This window comes from Nocardia sp. NPDC004722 (assembly GCF_053601505.1).
Genome location: NZ_JBSGBY010000775.1, coordinates 1 through 3,365, shown reverse-complemented (window position 1 = coordinate 3,365; position 3,365 = coordinate 1). Strand labels below are relative to the sequence as shown.

The 3,365-nt window shown below is 66.4% G+C and carries 5 protein-coding genes; 1 reads left to right on the top strand and 4 read right to left on the bottom strand.

Annotation, left to right across the window (positions count from 1 at the left end):
• Positions 1–337: hypothetical protein (locus ACWELQ_RS41620; protein WP_452402491.1), on the bottom strand; the 337-nt coding region annotated here is incomplete at its 3' end.
• 52 nt (positions 338–389) lie between these two features.
• Positions 390–1,286 (bottom strand): alpha/beta hydrolase, encoded by an 897-nt coding sequence (locus ACWELQ_RS41615; protein WP_452402490.1) that lies wholly within the window; start codon positions 1,284–1,286, stop codon positions 390–392.
• 41 nt (positions 1,287–1,327) lie between these two features.
• Between ACWELQ_RS41615 and ACWELQ_RS41610 the strand changes: the two genes are divergently transcribed.
• Positions 1,328–1,804, top strand: a complete 477-nt coding sequence (locus ACWELQ_RS41610) for a MarR family winged helix-turn-helix transcriptional regulator (protein WP_452402489.1) — start codon at positions 1,328–1,330, stop codon at positions 1,802–1,804.
• Positions 1,805–1,816: 12 nt separating this feature from the next.
• Here ACWELQ_RS41610 and ACWELQ_RS41605 read toward each other — a convergent pair whose 3' ends face one another.
• Together ACWELQ_RS41605 and ACWELQ_RS41600 are read right to left on the bottom strand one after the other, a co-directional pair.
• Positions 1,817–2,518: an SDR family oxidoreductase gene (locus ACWELQ_RS41605; protein ID WP_452402488.1), complete on the bottom strand. Its 702-nt coding sequence runs from the start codon at positions 2,516–2,518 to the stop codon at positions 1,817–1,819.
• 61 nt (positions 2,519–2,579) lie between these two features.
• Positions 2,580–3,365: acyl-ACP desaturase (locus ACWELQ_RS41600; RefSeq protein WP_452402487.1), on the bottom strand; the 786-nt coding region annotated here is incomplete at its 5' end.

Genomic DNA, 3,365 nt, shown 5'->3' with positions numbered 1-3,365 from the left:
GCAGTGATCGCGTTCCCACGGCGATCACCGCGCGTTTCGTGGTGACCGCATACCGGGTGCGCCGCCGCAGCCATCGTTTCCGGAAGATCCGGCCCGCCGCCGTGTACAGGCCCGAATACGCGAACAGCAGGCCGATAATCCCGAAGGGGAAGATCGCTCCTCCCGAAAACGCCACGGCCAGTGGGGGTATCGACCCGGCGGTGAACACCAGTCCGAGCGGGATCTCGAAGAAGTCGGTCACGGTGAACAACGCATCGGGGTCCGGACCGCCCAGCCACAGCAGTTGCTCATCCGCCCGCAGTTGCCGATGGATCCTGAAATCGAGCCCTTCGGCCACTGCCCCTCCTGAAACGAAACACCGAACACAGTGTGGCGCAGGACCGGTGGTCCTACCGCCGAAGATGCTGGGTGAGGAAGAGGGCGGCACGGTCGAGGGCCAGGTCGGCCTCGTCGAGGATTCCGGTGAAGGCTTGGAAGACGTGGGGGACATCGGCGGTGATGTCGAGGATGACATCCACACCGGCCGCTCGCGCGCGGGCGGCCAGGCGGGTGGAGTCGTCGAGGAGCATCTCATTGGTGCCCGCCTGCAACAGGATCGGCGGGAAGCCGGTGAGGTCGGCGAGGATCGCCGGGCTGAGCAGCGGCTGGTTGGGATCCTGCCCGGCCAGGTACAGGCCGCCGGTCTGCGCGAGGCCCTCGTGGCTGAACAGGGGATCGGCGGCGTCCTTGGTGGTCATGCTCTCGCCGGAACGGGTCGAGTCGAGTCCGGGGGAGAAGGCCACGATCGCCGCGGGCAGCGGCAGACCCGCGTCTCTCGCGGCGAGGCAGGTGGTGACGGTCAGCCCGCCGCCGGCGGAATCGCCCGCGAACACGATCCGCGAGGGATCCTCACCGCTGTCGAGCAGGGCGCGGTAGGCGGCGAGGGTGTCCTCGATCGCGGCGGGGAAGGGGTGCTCGGGCGCGAGCCGGTAGTCCACCGAGTAGGCCCGGAATCCGGTGCGCGTCACCAGATTCGCGGTCAGCGACATCGCCGTCTGCGGTGAACCGTAGACGAAGCCGCCCCCGTGGAAGTACAGGATCGTCCCCGGTGCCGGGTTCGCCTCCGGTTCGACGAGCACGGCGGGCCGGTCCCCGAGCGTCACCGTGCGGGTGCGTATCTCGCTCGGCACGTTCATCCGGGCCATGAGCTCCCGGAATCCCGCACGGATCTCCTCGACCGACCGAGGTCCGGGCGGTGGCGTCTGACGCAGCAGCGTGTCGATCTTCGCGCGTTGCTCTCTGCTCATGTTCACCTTCCCTGGAAGTATCTTCCTCTACAATATATTCCATGGAAGCTAAATCAAGGGCGCGGGCGGTGGACCTGCCCACCTTGTTCGCCGACCTGGTCCGGTGCGAGACACGGCTCTACAACGCACTCAACGATCGCCTTCGTGAGGAGCACGGCCTGCTCACCTCACAGTTCGAATCCCTGCGCTACCTGCGCGACCACCCCGGCGCCCGGGTGGCCGACCTCGCGACCGAGTTCGCCGCGGGCGTCGGCGCGATGAGCAAGGGCGTCGACCGCCTGGAGAACCAGGGCTGGGTGGCCCGCCACCCCAACCCCGCGGACCGCCGCTCCTCCTTGCTGGAACTGACGAAATCCGGTCTCCACCTGCTCGAGTCGGCCGAACGGACCTTCGCTCAGCACCTGACCGAACTCCTCGTCGACCCCCTCCCCGACGCCGCGCTACCACCTCTCGCACAAACCCTCGCGCACCTACGCGCCCACCTCGAACACGCCCGCATCGGCCTCCCCGCGGGCTGAGCCGGAACGCACCTACCAGGCCACGGTCTTGCCGAGGTAGTCCAGATATTGCAGTCCCGGCTTACCGTGCTGCGCATCGATGGTGGTGACGAGGTGCGGAATGCTGTCGCCGATGGTGAGCGGCGCATCAGGCCCACCGACATCGGTCTTGACCCAGCCGGGCGCAAGCAGCAGCAGCGTGCGCGAGTCGCCGCGATGCCGCGCCGCATAACTCCGCATCAGCTGGTTGAGCGCGGATTTACTGGCGCGATAGATCTCGAACCCGCCACGCTCATTATTGGCGATGCTCCCCTGACCGGACGACATGATCGCGACGGTCCCGTCCGCGGCAACCAAATCCCCCAACGTCTCGACCACCCGCATCGGACTGAGCGCATTGGTCACCATCACCCGATTGAACTCCTCCGTGGCAATGCTCACCGGCGTCTCCTCCGCGTCATTCGTAACCCCCGCATTCACGAACAACAAATCGAACCTCCGAGCCCCCAGCCGCCCGCGAAGCCCCCGAACCTGTTCTGGCACAGTAATATCCACCCGCTCAATCTCGAGCGCCTCCCCAACCCCCTCCCGCAACTCATGCAACGGCGTCCGCCCCTCCCCCCGCACGGTCGCCACCACCCGAGCCCCCCGCCCCGCATACTCCCCAGCAATCGCACACCCCAACCCCCGCGAAGCCCCGATAAGCAAAACGGCCTTGTTAGGACTGCCACTCACAAGCGCTCCCGTCGTCGAGACACCCGCCCGGCCAAGAACCACACCTACTCCACCCTATCCATCACCCCACCAAACCCCCGCGACAGACTCTCGCAAGCGCGCGATCGCGTTGCTCTTCGAATCGTGCGATCCCGCTCCGCATCGTGTCGAGATACTCACCGAGTTCATTGCGGCTACGGTCGCCTCGGGCACCGAAATCGTTGCGCTCGAATATCTTCCACGCGCGAAGGACCGGCAGCACGACCTCTTCGAGGTGCTGTCGCGGGTCGTAAATGCCGTGCTTGGCCATCAGCACGGCATTGCGCCGCCAATTGGGCATCCCGGCACCCGGCATCTGGAAGTTCCTCAGCATGAGCGTGATTGCCTCGATCGCCTGGTCAGGTGCGAGTTCCAGGGCGGCGGCGCAGAGGTCGCGGTAGAAGATCATGTGGAGGTTCTCGTCGGCGGCGATGCGTTGCAGCATCCGGTCGGCGATGGGATCGTGGCACACCTTGCCGGTGTTGCGGTGGCTGACGCGGGTGGCCAGCTCTTGAAAGGTCACGTACGCGATGGAATGCAGAAACCCCATGCCGACAAGGTTTTCGGTGTCCGCGCCCTTGTCCCGGGCGATGCTCATGGCCGAGAATCCGGCGGTCATGTGGGCCATGCGGGCCTGTTCGAGGGCCACCGGATCGACTCCGCGGGTGACCACCAGGTAGTCCCGCATCACGATGCCGTGCCGGTTCTCCTCGGCTGTCCACCGCCCGACCCAGGTGCCCCACGCGCCGTCCTGGGAGAAGTTCTCGGCGATCTCGCGGTGGTAGGACGGCAGGTTGTCCTCGGTCAGCAGGTTTGTGATCATCGCGAC